This window comes from Janthinobacterium sp. PAMC25594, from assembly GCF_019443505.1.
Classification (GTDB): domain Bacteria; phylum Pseudomonadota; class Gammaproteobacteria; order Burkholderiales; family Burkholderiaceae_D; genus Janthinobacterium.
In genome coordinates this window covers 2,527,818-2,545,016 of sequence record NZ_CP080377.1, presented here as the reverse complement: position 1 = coordinate 2,545,016, position 17,199 = coordinate 2,527,818, and the positions used below count along the sequence as shown (strand labels likewise).

Genomic DNA, 17,199 nt, shown 5'->3' with positions numbered 1-17,199 from the left:
TTCAAATTAAAACCAGTTGGAGTCTACGGTGATTAGTTTTAAAATGCAACCACTCAATCAAGGAGAGACCCCGTGGCCAAGCGCAAGAGCCTGAAAAACGACCCCTGTCCCGTGGCGCGCGCGCTCGACGCGATCGGCGAGCGCTGGTCGCTGCTGATCGTGCGCGACGCCTTCGACGGCATGCGCAGGTTCGGCGAATTCCAGAAAAGCCTGGGCGTGGCGAAGAACATCCTGGCCGATCGCCTGCACACCTTGGTGGAAGAGGGCATTTTTACGGTCGCCCCCGCCTCGGACGGCACGGCCTACCAGGAATATGTGCTCACGCCCAAGGGGCTGGCGCTGTTTCCCGTCGTGGTCGGCTTGCGCCAGTGGAGCGAGGCGCAATTGTTTGAGCAAGGCGAGACCCATTCGACCTTGCTGCAGCGCGGTTCAGGCTTGCCCGTGCGCCGCATCGACGTGCTGGCCGAAGATGGCCGCGTCTTGCAGGCGGGCGATACCGTCGTGCACAAGGTGGAGTTCAGGACATGAAGCGCGTGGCCGTCATCGGCGGCGGCATCACGGGCGTCACCACGGCGTATGCGCTGGCGAAACGGGGCGTCGATGTCACCCTGATCGAACGCCACCGCTATGCGGCCATGGAAACGTCGTATGCGAATGGCGGGCAATTGTCCGCCTCGCACGCGGAAGTGTGGAACCACAAGGCAACGATTCTGAATGCGCTGAAATGGATGGCGCGGCGCGATGCGCCGTTGTTGCTGCATCCCTGGCCCAGCTGGCACAAGCTGAGCTGGTTTGCGGAGTTTCTCGCCGCCATGCCGGACTACGAGCGCAATACCATCGCCACGGCGCGCATGGCGATCGCCGCGCGCGCACATTTGTTTGCGTGGGCGGAAGAAGAGAAGATAGCTTTCGATCACCGCCGCGCCGGCATCCTGCACGTGTACCGCGACCGGCGCGGCTTCGAACGGGCGGCCGGCGTGTCGCGCCTGCTGGCCAAGGGCGGTCTTGAGCGGCGTGCCGTGAGCTTGCTGGAAATGCGCGCCATCGAGCCGGCCCTCACCGGCGACTTTTACGGCGGCTACTACACGGACAGCGATTCCACGGGCGACATCCACAAATTCACCAGCGGCCTGGCCGACGCCTGCGCGCGCCTGGGCGTGGCCTGCCGCTTTGGTCAGGACGTTACTGCGCTGGCGCGCGAGCACGGCAAGGTGCGCGTCAGCATCGGCGAGGGCGAGGACAGCACCCTGTTCGACGCCGTCGTCATCTGCGCGGGCACGGCCAGCCGCGCCCTGGCGGCAATGCTGGGCGACCACGTGAACGTGTATCCCGTGAAAGGCTATTCGATTACCGTGCAGCTCGACGACGCCGCCAGCCGCGCGGCCGCGCCCCAGGTCAGCCTGCTCGACGATGCGACCAAGCTGGTCAGCAGCCGCCTGGGCGAGGACCGGCTCAGAGTGGCGGGCACTGCGGAATTCAATGGCTTCAATCACGACATCCGCGCCGATCGCATCCGCCCGCTGCTGCAGTGGGTCGAGCAGTGCTTTCCTGGCGTGAGTACGCGCAAGGTCGTGCCGTGGGCGGGTTTGCGCCCCATGTTGCCGGCCATGCTGCCGAAGGTAGGGCCGGGCAAGGCCCCTGGCGTGTACTACAACACGGGCCACGGCCACCTGGGCTGGACCCTGGCGGCCGCCACGGCGGAGATGGTGGCAGAGGCGGTCGCGCCTAGTTCTTCGGCAGCAGATCGCTGAGCGCGGCACGGCCCTTGACGGTGAGGAAGGGGCCGACCTTGCTGTAAGGCAGTAAAAAATCGTTTTCGCAGCCGCTGCCGTTCGAGTCTTCCCAGAACGACACGCCTTCGGGTTTCAATGACAGGTGGAAGCGGCCGCGGCCGTCGTAATCCGTGCCCTTGCACTCGGCGTCGATTTTTACGTCCTTGAAGAGGGCCTGGCGCAGGCGGTCCGGCAATTCGGCCTTGTCGTCGCCATCGCTGGCGCTGGCGCCAAACCAGTTCCACACGTCCGTTTCCTGGCCCGTTTTCACGTCCCAGGTGCGGAACCGGATGGAAATGCCGCTGGCGCCATAGCCGGCCGCCCAGCGGTAGAACTTGATCGTCACCCAGCGCGGCGACCAGTAGGTGGGCTCCGCATACACTTCGTCTTCCGTCGTGAAACCGTTGCGGCCCAGGTATTCGCGGCGCGTGGCATAGAAATCGGCCAGGTCTTTCTTGTTCTTCGCCAGCACGGCGCGCAGTTGCGCATTGATTTTCGCCACGCCGTCACCGGGCGCCATCAATTCCACCGTGATGGTGTCGCCCACTTGCAGGTTGCGGTACTGCTTGCCTTCGAAGGTAACGGGTTTGCTGACCTTTGTGCTGGGAAAGTCTTCCAGCGCCAGGTTGTAGGCATCGCTGGCGCAGGATGGATGTTCGCGGTCGCCCGCCGCTTCCAGCAGTGTCAAGGCCAGGGGCAGGGTCTTGCCGCTTTTCGGCTCCGTCCAGGTGCCGGTGAGCTTGCCGCCCTGCGGCGCGTTGAGGCGCCACGTGCCCGTCGTATCGCCCTTGGCGTCGGATTCGCTCCAGTCGCTCTTGCCGTTCGGCATGGACAGCATGATCGGTGTCTTGTAGCGCGTGTAGTAATAATTGCCGCTGCGGTCAGACCCTTGCGTGGGGCTGGGCTGGTTGAAGCACGCGACGATATTGGCCTTGCCCAAGGTGCCTTGCCACACGCCTTGCACGGACGGCTCGGCCGCCATGGCGATATGGAAGGCGGGCAGGGTCAGGCAGGCAAACAGAAAGCGGCGCATCGGTGGTTCCTCTCATGGGCGATGACCGATTCTACATGGCCCCGCCCACGAGATGCCGCACGTTAACCTATGCGCCGGGGCGCTCCTGCGCCACCACGGCCATCGCCGCGCCCAGGTACTGCAGCATTGTCGCGTCGACGAAACTGCCTTCCATCAGGCGCGGTTCCTGCTGGTGCGCCTGGCGGAATTTCAGCTGCGTGGCCGGGTCCGTGCCCGCATACGAACGGAACAGCTCCAGCCACTGCCGCGCCAGCTGCAGCACGGCCGGGTCGGTGGGCGGCGTGCGCGCATCGATGGCGGCGCGCACGGCGGCGATCAGGGCCGGCCATTCACCCGAGCGCTTGCCGTAGTTTGCCACCAGGTGCGCGTATTCCTGCTCATCGAGGAAAGGCCGGTACAGCGCCATGCGCGAGGCGTTGAAGGCGGCGAGGATGAACTGCATCAGTTCCGCATCGATGCTGGTGGTGGCCTGCATCGATGGCTCCTGTTCGTGCATGCTGTTCAGGCGCGCGAACAGGCCCGGGTGGGCGCCCGTGTCGCGCACCAGCTTGACCATCCATTGCGTGGCCAGCGCCTGCGCCCGTGCATCGTCGGGACCTGCGCCCGCATCCCTGGCGGCGCGCACTCTCGCTACCAGTTCTTTCCATTCCTGTTCCACGGCCGCATCGGACAGCAGCGGCATCCGTTGCAGTTCTTCCTGGGTAAAATATTTGTCGTACATGGTCATCAACTCCATTGTGGTGAGCCACTCGGCCAGTTCCGGTGCCTGTCCCTGCGCCAGTTGCGCCTGCAGGGTGCGCAGGCGTACACGCAGGGTGCGCAGGCGTACACGCAGGGTGGAAGCTTGCGCGATCTGGCGCTCGAGCATGGCGATCTGCCGCGCCACGATGGAGGAGAGCGGCAGATCCGGGCCGGCGAGTGCGTGGGCGATATCGGCCAGCGACAACCCGAACTTGCGCAGCGCCATGATCCGGTGCAGCCGGTCCATGTCGCCGTGCTGGTACAGGCGGTAGCCAGCGGGCGTGCGCGCCGAAGGCGAGAGCAGGCCGATGCTGTCGTAATGGTGCAGGGTGCGGATGGTCAGGCCCGTGAGCCTGGCCAGTTCACCGATTTTCAACAGCATTGCTTGTTCCTTTCCTGGTGCGTACGGACAGCATCGCGCCTGACGTCACGTCAGGGTCAAGCGATATATTCAAACTGAGTCAACTGATTGTCAGCCGCTGCCGCAATTCCTGCAACAGGGTGCCCGTTTTCGGCGTCAGCTGGCGCGCCAGCGGCCAGGCCAGGTATAGGGGCAAGCCTGGCGTGGCCAGTTCCGGCACGATGGCCACGATGGCGCCCGTGGCCAGGTGTTCCTGCACCAGCCAGGTGGCCAGCTGCGCCACGCCCAGGCCAGCCAGCACGGCGGCCGTGCGCGCTTCCGCGTCGCCCACCGTCATGCGCGGTGACGCCAGGCGGTATTCCAGCTGGCCGCCCTTATCCTCGTCCGGGAACAGCCACGGCATGGGCGAGCCGTCGCCGCGTCCGTAGGCGATGCAGTCGTGGCCATCGAGCTGCGCGATGGATGCGGGCGTGCCGCGCCGCGCCAGGTAGGCGGGCGCCGCGCACAGGATCAGCTGTTCGTCGCCCAGGTGCATCTGCCCCAGCGCGGCGGGCCAGTGCGAGGGCGCGCCGATGCGCACGGCGATATCGATGCGCTCCTCGAACAGGTCGACGAAGCGGTCGCTGAAGGCGATGGCCGGCTGCAGGCGCGGATATTTTTCGCACAGATCGATCAGCGCCGGCATCACGCGCAGGCGGCCATACGCGGCGGGCACGCCGATGCGCACCTTGCCGGCCAGTTCCGTCGCATGTTCGGCCAGCACGTCTTCCGCGTCCGCCAGTTCCTGCAGCACGCGCTTGCAGGTGGCGTAGTAGGCGCGGCCCGCCTCGCTCAGTTTCAGCCGGCGCGTGCTGCGCTCGAACAGCAGCACGCCCAGCCGCTCTTCCAGCCGCGCCACGCTCTTGCTGACGGCCGAGCTGCTCAGGTGCAGGCGTTCGGCCGCCTTGGTAAAACTGCCCGCGTCGGCCGTGGCGAGGAAGGGCGTGAGGCCCTTTAAATGTTCCGATGAAAACATGATTCGCGAACTTTATTCATGAATAAGGTGAAATAGTATCGTGGATAAGAATTTCAGTCGCGGATATGATGGTTTTTTCTTTCGGAGGCTTCTAACATGCAAAAACACGCGCTCATCATCGGCGCCAGCGGCGTCATCGGCAGCAACCTGGCCACGCATTTGCTGGCGCAAGGCTGGCAGGTGACGGGCGTCTCGCGGGGACGCACGCCCGTGCCCGCCGGCTGCACGGCCCTGCAATTGGATGCGACGGATGGCGCCGCCGTCGCCGCCGCGCTGGCCGGCCTGGACGCCAGCCACGTCTTCTTCACGGCCTGGGCGCGCCAGGAAAACGAGCAGGAAAACATCCGCGTCAACGGCGCCATGGTGGCCAATGTGCTGGCCGCGCTGGGACCGAACGGCCACTTGCGCCACGCGGCGCTGGTGACGGGTCTCAAGCATTACCTGGGACCGTTCGACGCGTATGGCAAGGGAACAGTGCCTGTGACGCCGTTCCGCGAAGAGCAGGGCCGCCAGCCCGTGGAGAATTTTTATTACGCGCAGGAAGATCGCTTGTTCGAAGCGGCCACCCGGTACGGTTTTACGTGGAGCGTGCACCGCCCGCACACCATCATTGGCTACGCACTGGGCAATGCGATGAACATGGGCCTGACCCTGGCCGTGTATGCGAATTTGTGCAAGGCCAGCGGCGCGCCCTTCGTTTTTCCCGGTTCGCCCGCGCAGTGGCACGGTTTGTCCGACATGACGGACGCGGGCCAGATCGCGCGCCACCTGGCGTGGGCGGCGGACAGCCCTTGCGCGCGCAACGAGGATTTCAATATCGTCAATGGCGACGTGTTCCGCTGGAAGTGGCTTTGGCCGCGCCTGGCCGCGTATTTCGGCGTGGCGGCGGCGGACTTGCCCGAGACCATGGCGCCGCTGGCCGACCGCATGCAGGACGCCCCCGCGCAATGGCGCGCCATCGCGCGGCAGCATGATCTGGCGGAAGCGGACATAGCCCGCCTGGCCTCATGGTGGCATACGGATGCCGACCTGGGGCGGCCGATGGAAGTGATGACGGACATGGGCAAGAGCCGCAAGGCGGGCTTTCTTGATTACCAGGATACGCAGGATGCCTTCGTCAATCTGTTCGAGCGCCTGAAGGCGCAGCGCGTCATTCCGCGCTGACCCGGTCGCGGCCAACCATGTTGTCGGCTTACGCCGTTCCGGCTAAGCCGACATCCCGACATGCTATTCGGCCTTGCGCCGCTCCTGCGCCCGCTGCCATTCCAGGCCCGGGCGGTCGACGCGAAATTGCAGCAGGCGCCCCTGCACCACTTCCGTCACATACGCCGTGCGGCCGTCGGGACCGCCGAAGGTGATGTTGCTGGGCTTGGCGCCGGGCACGCTGATTTCGCGCAAGATGCGCCCCTGCGGCGACAATTTGACCACGCTGCCCTTGCCGTAGCGCGTCACGTACAAATTGCCATCGACATCCACGCGCATGCCATCCATGCCGAAATCGTCGAACTTGGTCAGCAAGCGCTTGCCGCTCAGGCTGCCGTCCGCGGCGATGTCGTACATCCAGATATTGCGCTGCACGCTTTCATTCACATACAAGATCTTGCCGTCGGGGCTCACTTCAATGCCGTTGGCCGTGCCCATGGTGTCGAGCGCCAGCGTCACCGTGCCGTCCTGCGCGATGCGCCACACGCGGCCCGTGTTTTCCTTCCAGTTCGGGTCGCTCGCATACAGCACGTCGTCGGCCGTGATGGCGATGTCGTTCGGCTGCGTCATGCGCGGCTCGCGCGCGTGGATGGTGAGCGCGCGCGTGGCAGGATCGACCAGGTAAATCGTGTGTTCCATGTAGTCTGCCAGATACATCTGGCCACGGCTGCCGAAGCGGATGCCGTTGGCGATGCTGGTGCCGGGCAGGGTCAGCCACACTTCGCCGCTGCCATCGGGACGCACCTTGCCGATGGTTTGCTGGCGCGCAAAGTTGACGGCGTAGATATTGCCATCCGCATCCACGGCCGGGCCTTCGATGCCCTTGGTAAAGGAATGCGGGGCGGTCAGGGTGGTGGTGAGAAACAGCGCTTCGTGCGCGGGCGGGCTGGCGCAGGCGGACAGGTTGGCCAGCGCGGTGGCCAGCACGGCGGCGCGCAGCGACGGCAGGGCGAATCGGGAATGAGGCATCAAGGTTCTCTGTATGGCAACGGTGGCGTATGTTACCCGACGCGCGCCGACCGGGGCGCCAGTCTATGCCGCCACGACCACCAGGTCGGGGAAGTCGTCTTGCCAGCCGGCCCATGCATCCTGCAGGTGCGCGTGCATGCCGACCCGGTCTTGCGCCAGATCAAACGCGTCGGCGCTGGCGAGCAGAAAATGGGCGATGGCGCGCAGGGTGGCCGGGTCGGCCTGGATGGTCACGTCGGAGCAGGGCAGCGCTTGGTCCGAAGGCGTGTCTTGCAGGTAGCAGTGCAGCGATAAATGTGGGGTCATGAGCTTCGGTGGTTGATGTAGGCGCCCAGCATGGCGTGTGCGTTCAGTGCGGCGCGGGCCGCTTCCAGTTCCCCTGGCTGCAGGTGCCAGAAAATCCAGCCGGCATGGTCTTCACAGCGGCCATGGGCTTGCATCGCGTCGCGCAGCGCTTGCCGGCGCTGGGGCGGCAGCGCATCCAGTCTGGCTTGCGTGAAACCATTGATGGGATATACATCGCGCAGGTGCGCATCTTGCAGCCCGCGCCGCTTGATGGCGGCCCAGTTATTTGCGGGGCAAGGCGTGCCAAAGGTCATCGGATGGGCCTCGTCGAGCTGCCGGTAGCCGAGTGCGTAGCCGGTGCCATAGCCCTGCGTTTCAGCGTAGCAGTACACATATTCGCAATGCTCAAACAGGCCGGGTATGGCCCGCGCACCGTCGAACAGCGGCGCCAGCGCAAGCTTGCTGGCGCGTATGGACAGAACCAGCTCCGAGCCCGATGAATACATCGCCTGCGCGTCGCAGTTGACGGCCTCGTCAGCTTCGTCGGGCGGTACGATGCGCGGCGAAAGCAGTCCGATGCTGTCGGTCTCTGGCGCGAACAGCATCTTCTCGTAATTTCGCTGTGAGAACTTGACGATCTTGCCGCGCTTGTTGCCGTAGCGCTCGACGCGCTCGCCCACGTGTTCGAACCAGGCAAACAGCTGCGTGCTGGCCGCGGCGGGAATGAAGGGACTGTTTTTTGCGAATTCGCCGACGAGGAAATGGTATTGGTCCATTGGCAATGCAAGGGAGGGTTGCGACAGGCGCATTTTTGCACGGAATGCAATATGTTGCCAATGCGCGCGCGTGACCATTCCGTCAGGCGGCCTGATGCGTATGTAGTTGATTTGCATGACATTCAAGCTGGATTGCGATTGGCATCGGCCTGACTATACTGCAATGACAGCCTTGCTTCCTGGTCATGGCGGAGCTGCTGTGATGCCCGCCCCAAGCAATGTAATGCTTTCATTTCATAAGGAAAATAGGGTATCGTGTTCGCTTGGAAAGTAATACACCGTATGCAGCAATAGAGCTGGCGTGCGCGGCGAGGTCTGAGTGAACGCCGCGGAACGAAGAGTTGTCCTTGAGGCCGGCCCCCACAGGCCGCACACCGTCACCATGCACCACACAGCACTCTCGCCGGATCCTGAGGATGCGCCAGCCCAGCCGTTGCCCTCCGAGCAAAATCTGCAGGCATTGCATCACCGCGAAGTCAAGCTGCTGCGCGAGACGATCAATCAACTGTTGATCATGGCCAAGATGCAGTTGCAGGAAAAGGATAAATCCGACGCCTTTGGCCTGTTGATCATGCAGTTGCGCGAAGCCAATCAAAACCTGGTGCTGGCGACGTTTGGCGCGCAGGATATGCAGGCGTCCGCCGAAGCGACAACCGTGCGCCAGACGGAATTTCTGGCCATGCTTGCGCATGAGTTACGCAATCCCTTGCAGCCGCTGGCGATGGCCAATGATTTGCTGGCCAAGAAGGTCGACCTCGATCCCCAGCTGGCGCACGTGCATGACGTGATCGGCCGCCAGGTGGCGCATATGGCGCGCCTGATCGACGACTTGCTCGACGCTTCGCGCGTCAGCAGCGGCAAGATCACCTTGCAGCTGGCGCCCATCCTGCTGAGCGACATCATCGCCAGTGCCGTGGAAGTCGGCCAGGCCAGCATCAGCCAGCGCCAGCAAGTGCTGAGCGTGAGCATGCCGAAGGAAGCCCTGGTGATCGAAGGGGACCTGGTGCGCTTGACGCAGGTGTTTGCCAACCTGCTCATCAATGCCAGCAAATTTACGCACGAGTTTGGCCATATCGACATCGTCGTCAGGCGTCACGATGATCTGGTGGAAATTGCCGTCAGCGACGATGGCGCCGGCATCGCCCTCGATATCCAGCCCTTCATCTTCGACTTGTTTACCCAGGGCTTCCGTTCGCTGGAACGGGCGCAGGGTGGCGTGGGCATCGGCCTGTCGCTGGTGCGCATTATTACCCAGCTGCATGGCGGCACCGTGGATGTCTTCAGCGCCGGGGTTGGCTTTGGCAGCCAGTTTGTCTTGCAGCTGCCCCTGTCGTAGCTGGCGCCGCCATCGCAGGACATGCAGGCGGCACCTGCGGCGTGCGCACTGCCACGCCGCATATTGCTGATCGAGGATAATGCCGATGCGGCGGAAATGCTGGCGCTGCTGCTGACGCAGGACGGTCACCATGTCGACGTGCGCAACGACGGCCCCAGTGGCTTGCGCGCCGCGCTCGATGCGCCCTACGATGTGATCGTGTGCGATATCGGCTTGCCGGGCATGGATGGCTTCCAGGTCATCAGCTCGGCACGCGCGGCCTTGCCGGCGCCGCTGCCGTGCTTTGTCGCCACGTCAGGGTACAGCCAGCTTGGTCAGTTCGACCGCGCTGGCCAGGCAGGGTTTGACCACTACCTGGTAAAGCCCATCAATATCGACGCTTTGTCGAAAATAATCACGGCAACGGTTCCGCGCTGATGGGCGAGGAAATCCTGATGCTTTTGTTTAACATGGTCCATGCACCGAAAACCGCAGAGAAAAGATCCGATTATGGCCACAGTCCATGAACAGCGGCAGCGCAGGATAGAGCACGCGCTGTTACGCGAACCAGGTGCGGTGGTAGACGTCAGTATTCGCCTTTGGGAGCAACTGGCCACTGAATTGAATCAGATCATAGGCGAGCGGGGCGTGGAGTCGATGTATGCCCGCAGCCTGCACCAGAGTCAGAAACAGTTCAGCTGGTTGATACCCCATCCGCCGCAAGCACTGGAAGCTGCCATGACCGCCTTGCGCGCCAGCTTGCAGGCGCAGGCGGACAGCGCCGCCTGCGCGGCAAGCACGGCGATGATGATGCACTTCATCAACACCCTTATTTTATTAATTGGCGAACTCTTAACGAATAGCATCCTCCTCAAAGCCTGGGGTGATGACGTTGTGAATAATGCTGGAACGGAGCCGAACGAATGAACAAAGTCACCATCCACCGCCTGGCTACTGGCGTGCCGGGGTTGGACGAACTGCTGGGCGGCGGAATACCGGAATTTTCCTTCAACCTGGTGGCGGGCACGCCCGGCAGCGGCAAGACGACGCTGGCGCACCAGATCATGTTTTCCCTCGCTACACCGGAGCGCAAGGCGCTGTTTTTCACAGTCCTGGGCGAACCACCGCTGAAGATGTTGCGCTATCAGCAGCAGTTTCCCTTCTTTGATGTGGAAAAGATCAACCAGTCGATCAAATTCGTCAATCTGTCGGCGGACTTGCTGGAAGGCGATTTTGACCGCGTGCTGGCGCGCATCGCCGAAGAGGTGGAAGCGTTCTCGCCCAGCCTCGTCTTCGTCGATTCCTTCCGCTCCGTGGTGCAATCGGCGAAGGCCATGGACACGGGCGCGGCCGGCTTGCAGCATTTCGTGCAGCAACTGGGCACGCAAATGACCAGCTGGCTGGCCACGACCTTCCTGATCGGCGAATACCTGGCGCCCGAGGCCGAGTCGAGCGCCGTGTTCACGGTGGCCGACGGCATCCTGTGGCTGTCGCAGCTCGTGCACCGCGATGCCATGGTGCGCAAGATTCAGGTGGTCAAGATGCGCGGCCAGGCGCAAAGCCTGGGCGTGCACACCTTCCGCATCAATGACAATGGCGTGGAAATCTTTTCCCGCGCCGTGCTGAAGGCCAGCGGCATGCAAGAGGTCAGCATTTCCGGCAATGAACGCCTGTCGCTGGGCGTGCCGGAGCTCGACGCCATGATGGGCGGCGGCTTGCCGGCCGGCTATTCGCTGCTGCTGGTGGGGCCGTCCGGCTCCGGCAAGACCGTACTGGCCACGCAATTTCTCACGGAAGGCGTGCGTTGCGGCGAGCCGGGCGTGATCGCCGCCTTCGAGAAGAGCCCGAACCAGCTGCTCAGCCATCAGCTGAATACGCTCGTCAGTTCCGGGCGGATCGGCGTCATCAACACGCGCACGCTCGACCTGTCGCTCGATGAAATCCTGCATGACCTGGTGAGCATGATCACGCGCATGAAGGCCAAGCGGGTGGTGATCGATTCGCTGTCCGGCTTTGAAATGGCGCTGGCCTCGATGTTCCGCGAGGATTTCCGCGAATCGCTGTACCGCCTGGTGGCGGCCTTGACGGACATGGGTGTGTCGGTGCTGATGACGGCCGAGCTGGAAGACCAGTACACCATGTTGCGCTTCAGCTCTTACGGCAACGCCTTCCTGGCCGACGCCATCGTCATGCAGCGTTACATCGAGCTCGAAGGCCAGTTCAAGCGCGTGGTGTCGGTGGTGAAGGTGCGCGGCAGCGGCCACAGCAAGGATATCCGCTTCTACGATATCGACGCCGAGGGCATGAAGATCGGCGCCGCCCTCAGCCAGTACCAGGGCATCCTGTCGGGCGAGCCGTACCGCGCCTAGACGCATGCGGTTGGTGACGGCTGAGTAGAGGCGTATGATGCAAGTGCGGCCATGCCGACGGCGATGGCCGTGCGCACAGGGGACCAATGCGTCTTCTGTGTTTCCGCGCTGATCATGAGGAGATATGATGGACAAACCCGAATTCATCCTGGCCGCCAAGGCCATGGAAACGCTGGAGATGTATCAAACGTTTTATGGTCACTCCAGCGAATACCAGGCGCACCAGCAGGAAGTGCTGAAACTGCTGCGCCACAAGGGCGCCTCCCTGCTGGTGTCGGAACATGGGTCGGCCAAGTTCCTGCTGGCCTTTGCCGATGCGCTGGACGCGGCCAGCTTGCCGGGCGAGTATGTACCGCTCAGCCGCAGGTAGGACGCGCCTGTCCCGGCAGAGGAGATCGTCTTCTCCGGTGGCCGCGGCTAGCCGCCGTTCGCTCCCTCGTTCCGCCACACCCTGGGCAGGCACACGGTAAATACCGTGCCCGATTCCAGGCTGGACTCGGCGCCGATGGTGCCGCCGTGCGCGCTGGCGATTTCACGCGCGATAAACAGACCCAGGCCGATACTGGTGGCGTTGGGCGCCTTGTGATCGTCGGAAATGGCCAGTTGTACCAGGGGATCGAAAATGCTCTTTAGCGAAGCCTCCGGGATCTGGCGGCCGAAATTCTTCACTTGCACCACGGCCGTATCGGCGTCGCCGCAGGCCGTGATGCTCACCGGCTGGTCGTCGCTGCGATATTGCGCGGCATTGTTGAGCAAATTGGAAAACAGCTGGGCCAGGCGGGCCGCATCGAAGTCGCCGATCATCTCGCCCGTGGTGTTCAGTTCAAATTTGCACTGCGGGTGAGCGGCCGAGGCATCCTCGACGGCTGTCTTGCAGATTTTCCCCAGGTCGCCCAGGCTGGGCGAAATGGGCATGCGTCCCCCCAGTTGCGTCCTGGCAAATTCCAGCAGATCGTTGACCATGGTTGTCATGGTGGCCGCGCTGCGGGCAACCCGTGCCCCGATCTGTAACGTGGAAGACGAGCTTGCGCTCGGTCTGCTCAGCAGCGCACCGGCCATCGTCATCGTGCTCAGCGGACTGCGCAGATCGTGGCTGAGGATGGCGAGAAAGGTGTTGCGGGTGCGGTCGCTCTGCTGCGAATAGCGTATGGTCGATTCCTGTAGCGCCTGGTCTATCGCTTCATTGAAGCGCAAGATGTCTTGCGTCGCCGTTTTCGATGTCACCGACACCTGTGCCATCCACAGGCGCAGGACGCTGGCCCGCATCGCGCGAAATTCCGCCGTCAGTTGCGGCAGCGTAAAGCCAATCTGCTGGCGCAGCGAGCCATGCGTGGCCGCTGCCGTTTCCTTGCCCGCTATTTCCGACACGCCCGTGGTTGATTTCTTTTTCCGCTGCGCCGCGTTCTCGATGACATCCATGTCGCGCACGATGGTTTCCAGCATCTGCTTTGCATGATCGCGTAATTCGGCTTTCGAGATGGCGGTGCCAGGAATGGGAAGCGACCTGGCGAAGAGTTCCCACTCTTCCAGGATCGGCTCCAGATGGCCGGTAATAAAGCGTGATAGTTTCACTGTGAACCAATGCGGTGATGGAAGAGGAGCCAGTGTACGCTGTTGAGGTGAGGGATGGGGTAATGCGCGCCTGCTCCAGGTGTCATATAGGTAATATCCGGCCTCTTCCGCGGGGGGCGGATGGAATGCGACAACTCAAGGTGCGTGACTGCATTGACTTGGTAATGCAATCGCATTACCATGCAAGTATTCCTATCTTTGACCGGAGAGCATCATGTCCGCTTCCCACGACATCGAATCCACGCTGACCGACCGTTACCAGACCACTGTGCCGGAAACCGTGCGTCGCGCCTTGCGTTTGGGCAAGCGGGACAAGATCCACTACTCCGTTCGCCCGAATGGCGAAGTGGTCATGACGCGCGCCGACGCTTCTGCAGGCAATGACCCGGTGCTGGGGCAGTTCCTGGGCTTCCTGGCACGCGACCTCGCCAGCCATCCGGAACGTCTGATGGCTGTGGATGCTACCCTCGTCCAGCGCCTGCGATCGCTGGTAGGTGATATCGAAGTCGAGCTCGATGCTGCGTTGCCGGCAGACGATGAATGAGCACAGGCCAGACTGCGCCGCTGGTCATTCACGGATGGACAGTCTTTGTCCATCCTCTATTCCTTGCGCAGATTGAGGCGCTGGTTCTGCAGGTCGAGTCGCTCAAGCAGAAGGATCCGGTTGGCTACGTGAAGAAGAACGCCAGCAAGCGGCTGGCCGCTATCACCAAGTTGGCGTTCGATGTCATTCCACAAGATCCCACACGCCCCGAGTATCGGCAAGGCGGTACTCTCGGCGATGCGCATAAACACTGGTTCCGGGCCAAGTTTTTCCAGCAATACAGACTGTTCTTCCGCTATCACGCAGCTGCCAGGGTACTCGTGTTTGCATGGGTTAATGACGACGACAGCAAGCGTGCCTATGAGAGCAGCGACGACGCTTACCGGGTGTTCCGCAAGATGCTGGAGGGAGGGCGCCCGCCCGATGATTGGAATATGCTGCTGGCGGAAGCCAGGGTGGAGGGCGCGCGCCTGCGGAGCCTGTTTGCACTCACTGGGGATTAGTGCAGGATTGGCTGAGCTAAGGCCCCGGTCACCCCAGGCGATCTAGCAAATCGATCCCGCAATGCTTTTGCCACTGCGCAGGTTAAATCCGAAGTGGCACCTATAGCCGTCATGATCCCGGACGCAGGAAACATTTTCCTTGTCGCGCTGCCGATAGCCTTTCTCCAAACTGCAGCGCTCTTTCGAGTCCGGCCCCATGGAGTCAAACATGTCCTTGGCCACGGTCCCCGTGACCATGAAAGAAATCTTGCGGTCATGCGGTGTGGGCGGCTGTTGCTCGCCCAAGGTATTTGAATACATCAGATAAGAACCCTTGAAAGGTTTGTATTCGCCCCAGTCGCTGTCGCTAGCCGCATAAGCCAGTGAAAACAGGGTGAAGGCGCCCCACGCCAGAGCCCACTGTTTTTTCATGTCAAGCTCTCAGTTCCAGATGAAAGTGATGGTCGTGATTTTTGAATGGCGTCACGAATGGAATGCCGGTATCGTTAAACAGCACCCGGCGTACACTGGCATGGGCGCGAAAAAGTGCGATGAGCTTTGCCGTCGCGGCTTGATCGTAGTCTTTGTCATACCAATAAACAGGGAGTTGAAGGCCGTCCTTGCGCAGTGGACGAATGTCTACCTCCAAGCCGGATTTGTGCGTTGAGTGTTCCCCATACGCAGTGCCGTTAGCCAGACTGATGTTGCCGATGCCAAATTTTCGTGTATCGATCGCTTGCCATTCGCGCTCCACATACAGCAGTGCCATCATCATGTTTGGATGCGCGTACTGGCCCGCCCCCCTGCCGGGAGTGCCATAGACGTAATACCCGGCACCTTCCGGAGCCTGGGGCAGGATAAAAAAACCGCGCTTATCCCTGGGCTGAACTTCAAGCATGGTCGACTCCGCTAGGCGCAACGGTGTGGGAGCTGGCATTGTTTCGCATTCCGTTCCATCTGGGATTGCGCTTCCGCAAACAATTGCGGGCTGGAACAGGATTCACCGCCGCCATGGCGGGAAGAACACGTTGCCCGGCCAGTGTCGCGGTAGCTTTTTTATATCTTTTGTGACGATGTGTGAATATGTCGCTGCCTATTTGGTGCACACTTCACTGGATATCAAACCGGGAGTTAATCCATGACCAGGTCACGCAGCTTGCCGTCACGCCTGTTGGGAGCTGGCTACCGGGAATTCTCCTTGTTGCCGCTGGCCATCTCATTTGTCGTGCTGGTGTGCCTGTCGTTGCTGGCGCTCCAGTTATGGATGACCTTGCGCGCACGGGAAGTGCAGCTCAATGAAGCTGCCCGTGAAAGCGCCAATCTGGCGCAATCCGTTGCGCAGCATGCCTATGACACCATCAAGGAGGCCGATACGGTGCTGGTCGGACTGGTGGAGCGGGTGGAGACAGATGGTGTCTCCGACCTTGAACTGGACCGTATCCATAAATTGCTGGTCACCCGTGTCGGCGAGCTGCCCCAGTTACACGGCATCTTCATTTATGCCAAGGATGGCAGCTGGCGGGTGAACTCCCAGAAAACGCTGTTGAGCAATCTGAATAATTCCGATCGAGATTATTTCAAATACCATCGAACGCATGATGACCGGGGGCCTTATGTCGGCCCCCCCCGTGCGCAGCAAATCAACGGGGCACTGGATCGTCACGGTATCGCGGCGTATCAATATGCCTGACGGCAGTTTCGGCGGCGTGGTGCTGGCGACCATCAACATGAATTATTTCAGGCAGTTTTACGAACGTTTTTCGATAGGGGAAAAAGGCGCCATTTTCATTGCGAATGGAGCGGGCATTCTTTTATTGCGGCGGCCGTTCGATGAGAGCTTGCTGGGACGCGATATCTCGCAATTCCCGGTATTTCATGATTATTTGCCCAAAAGCCCGGTTGGCACGGCCGTGATCAAGTCGCGGGTCGATGGCGTGACGCGTATCAATAGCTACCGCAGAATCGAGGAATACCCGCTGGTGGTCTCTGCCGCGTTGTCACAGGATGAAGTGCTTGCTGCGTGGCGCCTCGATACGGTGATGCAAAATGCCGTGGGCGGCGTACTGGTATTGCTGATTGCCTTCATCGGCTACCGCGTGGTGCGGCAAATCGATTTGCGGGTCAAGAGCGAGGCGGGGCTGGTCGCGGCGCGTAATGAGCTGGAATTGATCAATGAAACCCTGGCCCGCCTTGCCAGTCAGGATGGATTGACGGGGCTGGCGAACCGGCGCCATTTCGATCAGTCGCTGCTTGCCGAGTTCAGCCGTGGACAGCGTGAAAAAAGCGCTCTGGGACTGGTCTTGATCGATGTCGACTTCTTCAAGCAATACAACGATATCTATGGCCATGTGGCCGGTGACGAGTGCTTGAGAAAAATTGGCAGTGTGGTGGCCTATAGCATGCGCAGACCGGGCGACCTTGCTGCGCGCTACGGTGGCGAGGAGCTGGTCATTTTATTGCCCGGTACGGATCTGCCTGGCGCCTTGGCGGTGGCGGAAGGCGTTCGCCATGCCGTGCAGTCGCTGGGAATCGAGCATCGGGGCAATCCTCTTGGCGTGGTGACGGTCAGCGTCGGCGTGGCGGCGTTTACGCCAGTGCATCTGGAAAATCAGGCAGTGGAATTGATTGAGCTCGCTGATAAGGCCTTGTACAAGGCCAAGGCAGCCGGGAGAAATCAGGTCTGTTATGAGTCTGCATGCGAAAGTGCCGAGCAGCTTGCGGCTGTTTTTGCGTTTCGATAGCGATTTTTGAATGCTGAGGGC

21 protein-coding genes are annotated in these 17,199 nt (G+C 61.8%); 12 read left to right on the top strand and 9 right to left on the bottom strand.

Annotated elements, in window-relative coordinates; all coding sequences use genetic code 11:
* Positions 1 to 72: 72 nt before the first annotated feature.
* Both KY494_RS11475 and KY494_RS11470 read left to right on the top strand, forming a co-directional pair.
* Positions 73 to 528 (top strand): helix-turn-helix domain-containing protein, encoded by a 456-nt coding sequence (locus tag KY494_RS11475; protein WP_219891013.1) that lies wholly within the window; start codon positions 73 to 75, stop codon positions 526 to 528.
* Positions 525 to 1,751 carry a D-amino acid dehydrogenase gene (locus KY494_RS11470; protein WP_219891012.1) on the top strand — a complete coding sequence of 409 codons (1,227 nt, stop codon included), beginning with the start codon at positions 525 to 527 and terminating at the stop codon, positions 1,749 to 1,751. Before KY494_RS11475 ends, KY494_RS11470 begins: the two co-directional genes overlap by 4 nt.
* Here KY494_RS11470 and KY494_RS11465 read toward each other — a convergent pair.
* The 3 genes from KY494_RS11465 to KY494_RS11455 all read right to left on the bottom strand — a co-directional run bounded on the left by KY494_RS11465 (position 1,726) and on the right by KY494_RS11455 (position 4,922).
* Positions 1,726 to 2,805 carry a hypothetical protein gene (locus KY494_RS11465; protein WP_219891011.1) on the bottom strand — a complete coding sequence of 360 codons (1,080 nt, stop codon included), beginning with the start codon at positions 2,803 to 2,805 and terminating at the stop codon, positions 1,726 to 1,728. The two genes, KY494_RS11470 and KY494_RS11465, sit on opposite strands and share 26 nt — an antisense overlap.
* A 67-nt stretch (positions 2,806 to 2,872) precedes the next feature.
* Positions 2,873 to 3,928, bottom strand: a complete 1,056-nt coding sequence (locus KY494_RS11460; protein WP_219891010.1) for a MerR family transcriptional regulator — start codon at positions 3,926 to 3,928, stop codon at positions 2,873 to 2,875.
* A gap of 79 nt (positions 3,929 to 4,007) precedes the next feature.
* Complete coding sequence (locus KY494_RS11455; protein ID WP_219133247.1) at positions 4,008 to 4,922, bottom strand: LysR family transcriptional regulator; 915 nt, start codon at positions 4,920 to 4,922, stop codon at positions 4,008 to 4,010.
* 96 nt (positions 4,923 to 5,018) lie between these two features.
* On the opposite strand from KY494_RS11455, the gene KY494_RS11450 reads away from it, so the two are divergent.
* Positions 5,019 to 6,086, top strand: a complete 1,068-nt coding sequence (locus KY494_RS11450; protein ID WP_219891009.1) for an SDR family oxidoreductase — start codon at positions 5,019 to 5,021, stop codon at positions 6,084 to 6,086.
* Between the two features lie 63 nt (positions 6,087 to 6,149).
* Here KY494_RS11450 and KY494_RS11445 read toward each other — a convergent pair whose 3' ends face one another.
* The 3 genes from KY494_RS11445 to KY494_RS11435 form a co-directional block, all read right to left on the bottom strand.
* A complete protein-coding gene (locus KY494_RS11445; RefSeq protein ID WP_219891008.1) occupies positions 6,150 to 7,094 on the bottom strand; it encodes an SMP-30/gluconolactonase/LRE family protein in 945 nt (314 codons plus the stop codon).
* Between the two features lie 63 nt (positions 7,095 to 7,157).
* Positions 7,158 to 7,400: a hypothetical protein gene (locus KY494_RS11440; protein WP_219891007.1), complete on the bottom strand. Its 243-nt coding sequence runs from the start codon at positions 7,398 to 7,400 to the stop codon at positions 7,158 to 7,160.
* Entirely contained in the window at positions 7,397 to 8,272 is an 876-nt protein-coding gene (locus KY494_RS11435; RefSeq protein WP_219891006.1) for a hypothetical protein, read from the bottom strand. The genes KY494_RS11440 and KY494_RS11435 overlap by 4 nt, the downstream gene beginning before the upstream one ends.
* Positions 8,273 to 8,537: 265 nt before the next feature.
* Between KY494_RS11435 and KY494_RS11430 the strand changes: the two genes are divergently transcribed.
* The 5 genes from KY494_RS11430 (at position 8,538) to KY494_RS11415 (ending at position 12,209) form a co-directional block, all read left to right on the top strand.
* A complete protein-coding gene (locus KY494_RS11430; RefSeq protein ID WP_258194808.1) occupies positions 8,538 to 9,491 on the top strand; it encodes a sensor histidine kinase KdpD in 954 nt (317 codons plus the stop codon).
* A gap of 21 nt (positions 9,492 to 9,512) precedes the next feature.
* Entirely contained in the window at positions 9,513 to 9,908 is a 396-nt protein-coding gene (locus KY494_RS29720) for a response regulator (protein WP_258194807.1), read from the top strand.
* Between the two features lie 72 nt (positions 9,909 to 9,980).
* Positions 9,981 to 10,397, top strand: a complete 417-nt coding sequence (locus tag KY494_RS11425) for a hypothetical protein (RefSeq protein ID WP_219891005.1) — start codon at positions 9,981 to 9,983, stop codon at positions 10,395 to 10,397.
* Complete coding sequence (locus KY494_RS11420; RefSeq protein ID WP_219891004.1) at positions 10,394 to 11,839, top strand: ATPase domain-containing protein; 1,446 nt, start codon at positions 10,394 to 10,396, stop codon at positions 11,837 to 11,839. The genes KY494_RS11425 and KY494_RS11420 overlap by 4 nt, the downstream gene beginning before the upstream one ends.
* Before the next feature lie 127 nt (positions 11,840 to 11,966).
* Positions 11,967 to 12,209, top strand: coding sequence for a hypothetical protein (locus KY494_RS11415; protein WP_219891003.1), 243 nt, complete (start codon positions 11,967 to 11,969; stop codon positions 12,207 to 12,209).
* 47 nt (positions 12,210 to 12,256) lie between these two features.
* On the opposite strand, the gene KY494_RS11410 is transcribed toward KY494_RS11415, so the two are convergent.
* Positions 12,257 to 13,411: a sensor histidine kinase KdpD gene (locus tag KY494_RS11410; protein WP_219891002.1), complete on the bottom strand. Its 1,155-nt coding sequence runs from the start codon at positions 13,409 to 13,411 to the stop codon at positions 12,257 to 12,259.
* A gap of 214 nt (positions 13,412 to 13,625) precedes the next feature.
* On the opposite strand from KY494_RS11410, the gene KY494_RS11405 reads away from it, so the two are divergent.
* Positions 13,626 to 13,955: a type II toxin-antitoxin system PrlF family antitoxin gene (locus tag KY494_RS11405; RefSeq protein WP_219891001.1), complete on the top strand. Its 330-nt coding sequence runs from the start codon at positions 13,626 to 13,628 to the stop codon at positions 13,953 to 13,955.
* Positions 13,952 to 14,458, top strand: coding sequence for a type II toxin-antitoxin system YhaV family toxin (locus KY494_RS11400; protein WP_219891000.1), 507 nt, complete (start codon positions 13,952 to 13,954; stop codon positions 14,456 to 14,458). The genes KY494_RS11405 and KY494_RS11400 overlap by 4 nt, the downstream gene beginning before the upstream one ends.
* A gap of 42 nt (positions 14,459 to 14,500) precedes the next feature.
* On the opposite strand, the gene KY494_RS11395 is transcribed toward KY494_RS11400, so the two are convergent.
* Together KY494_RS11395 and KY494_RS11390 are read right to left on the bottom strand one after the other, a co-directional pair.
* The gene (locus KY494_RS11395; RefSeq protein ID WP_219133255.1) at positions 14,501 to 14,869 is read right to left on the bottom strand and encodes a hypothetical protein; all 369 of its coding nucleotides are present in this window, start codon (positions 14,867 to 14,869) and stop codon (positions 14,501 to 14,503) included.
* Position 14,870: 1 nt separating this feature from the next.
* Positions 14,871 to 15,335: a penicillin-insensitive murein endopeptidase gene (locus tag KY494_RS11390; RefSeq protein WP_219890999.1), complete on the bottom strand. Its 465-nt coding sequence runs from the start codon at positions 15,333 to 15,335 to the stop codon at positions 14,871 to 14,873.
* A 240-nt stretch (positions 15,336 to 15,575) separates the two neighbouring features.
* Here KY494_RS11390 and KY494_RS30020 point away from each other — a divergent pair, with 240 nt between their 5' ends.
* The gene (locus tag KY494_RS30020) at positions 15,576 to 16,127 is read left to right on the top strand and encodes a hypothetical protein (protein WP_308836434.1); all 552 of its coding nucleotides are present in this window, start codon (positions 15,576 to 15,578) and stop codon (positions 16,125 to 16,127) included.
* Positions 16,120 to 17,178, top strand: a complete 1,059-nt coding sequence (locus KY494_RS11385) for a diguanylate cyclase (protein ID WP_375143472.1) — start codon at positions 16,120 to 16,122, stop codon at positions 17,176 to 17,178. Before KY494_RS30020 ends, KY494_RS11385 begins: the two co-directional genes overlap by 8 nt.
* Positions 17,179 to 17,199: the final 21 nt, after the last annotated feature.

Excerpts from the sequence above, each read along its gene's own strand:
- KY494_RS29720 (WP_258194807.1), top strand. The coding sequence starts at position 9,513 with ATGCAGGCGGCACCTGCGGCGTGCGCACTGCCACGCCGCATATTGCTG.
- KY494_RS30020 (WP_308836434.1), top strand. The coding sequence starts at position 15,576 with ATGACCAGGTCACGCAGCTTGCCGTCACGCCTGTTGGGAGCTGGCTAC.
- KY494_RS11420 (WP_219891004.1), top strand. The coding sequence starts at position 10,394 with ATGAACAAAGTCACCATCCACCGCCTGGCTACTGGCGTGCCGGGGTTG.
- KY494_RS11395 (WP_219133255.1), bottom strand. The coding sequence starts at position 14,869 with ATGAAAAAACAGTGGGCTCTGGCGTGGGGCGCCTTCACCCTGTTTTCA.
- KY494_RS11445 (WP_219891008.1), bottom strand. The coding sequence starts at position 7,094 with ATGCCTCATTCCCGATTCGCCCTGCCGTCGCTGCGCGCCGCCGTGCTG.
- KY494_RS11390 (WP_219890999.1), bottom strand. The coding sequence starts at position 15,335 with ATGCTTGAAGTTCAGCCCAGGGATAAGCGCGGTTTTTTTATCCTGCCC.
- KY494_RS11455 (WP_219133247.1), bottom strand. The coding sequence starts at position 4,922 with ATGTTTTCATCGGAACATTTAAAGGGCCTCACGCCCTTCCTCGCCACG.
- KY494_RS11450 (WP_219891009.1), top strand. The coding sequence starts at position 5,019 with ATGCAAAAACACGCGCTCATCATCGGCGCCAGCGGCGTCATCGGCAGC.
- KY494_RS11400 (WP_219891000.1), top strand. The coding sequence starts at position 13,952 with ATGAGCACAGGCCAGACTGCGCCGCTGGTCATTCACGGATGGACAGTC.
- KY494_RS11465 (WP_219891011.1), bottom strand. The coding sequence starts at position 2,805 with ATGCGCCGCTTTCTGTTTGCCTGCCTGACCCTGCCCGCCTTCCATATC.
- KY494_RS11385 (WP_375143472.1), top strand. The coding sequence starts at position 16,120 with ATGCCTGACGGCAGTTTCGGCGGCGTGGTGCTGGCGACCATCAACATG.
- KY494_RS11470 (WP_219891012.1), top strand. The coding sequence starts at position 525 with ATGAAGCGCGTGGCCGTCATCGGCGGCGGCATCACGGGCGTCACCACG.
- KY494_RS11425 (WP_219891005.1), top strand. The coding sequence starts at position 9,981 with ATGGCCACAGTCCATGAACAGCGGCAGCGCAGGATAGAGCACGCGCTG.
- KY494_RS11430 (WP_258194808.1), top strand. The coding sequence starts at position 8,538 with ATGCACCACACAGCACTCTCGCCGGATCCTGAGGATGCGCCAGCCCAG.
- KY494_RS11405 (WP_219891001.1), top strand. The coding sequence starts at position 13,626 with ATGTCCGCTTCCCACGACATCGAATCCACGCTGACCGACCGTTACCAG.
- KY494_RS11460 (WP_219891010.1), bottom strand. The coding sequence starts at position 3,928 with ATGCTGTTGAAAATCGGTGAACTGGCCAGGCTCACGGGCCTGACCATC.
- KY494_RS11435 (WP_219891006.1), bottom strand. The coding sequence starts at position 8,272 with ATGCAAATCAACTACATACGCATCAGGCCGCCTGACGGAATGGTCACG.
- KY494_RS11440 (WP_219891007.1), bottom strand. The coding sequence starts at position 7,400 with ATGACCCCACATTTATCGCTGCACTGCTACCTGCAAGACACGCCTTCG.
- KY494_RS11415 (WP_219891003.1), top strand. The coding sequence starts at position 11,967 with ATGGACAAACCCGAATTCATCCTGGCCGCCAAGGCCATGGAAACGCTG.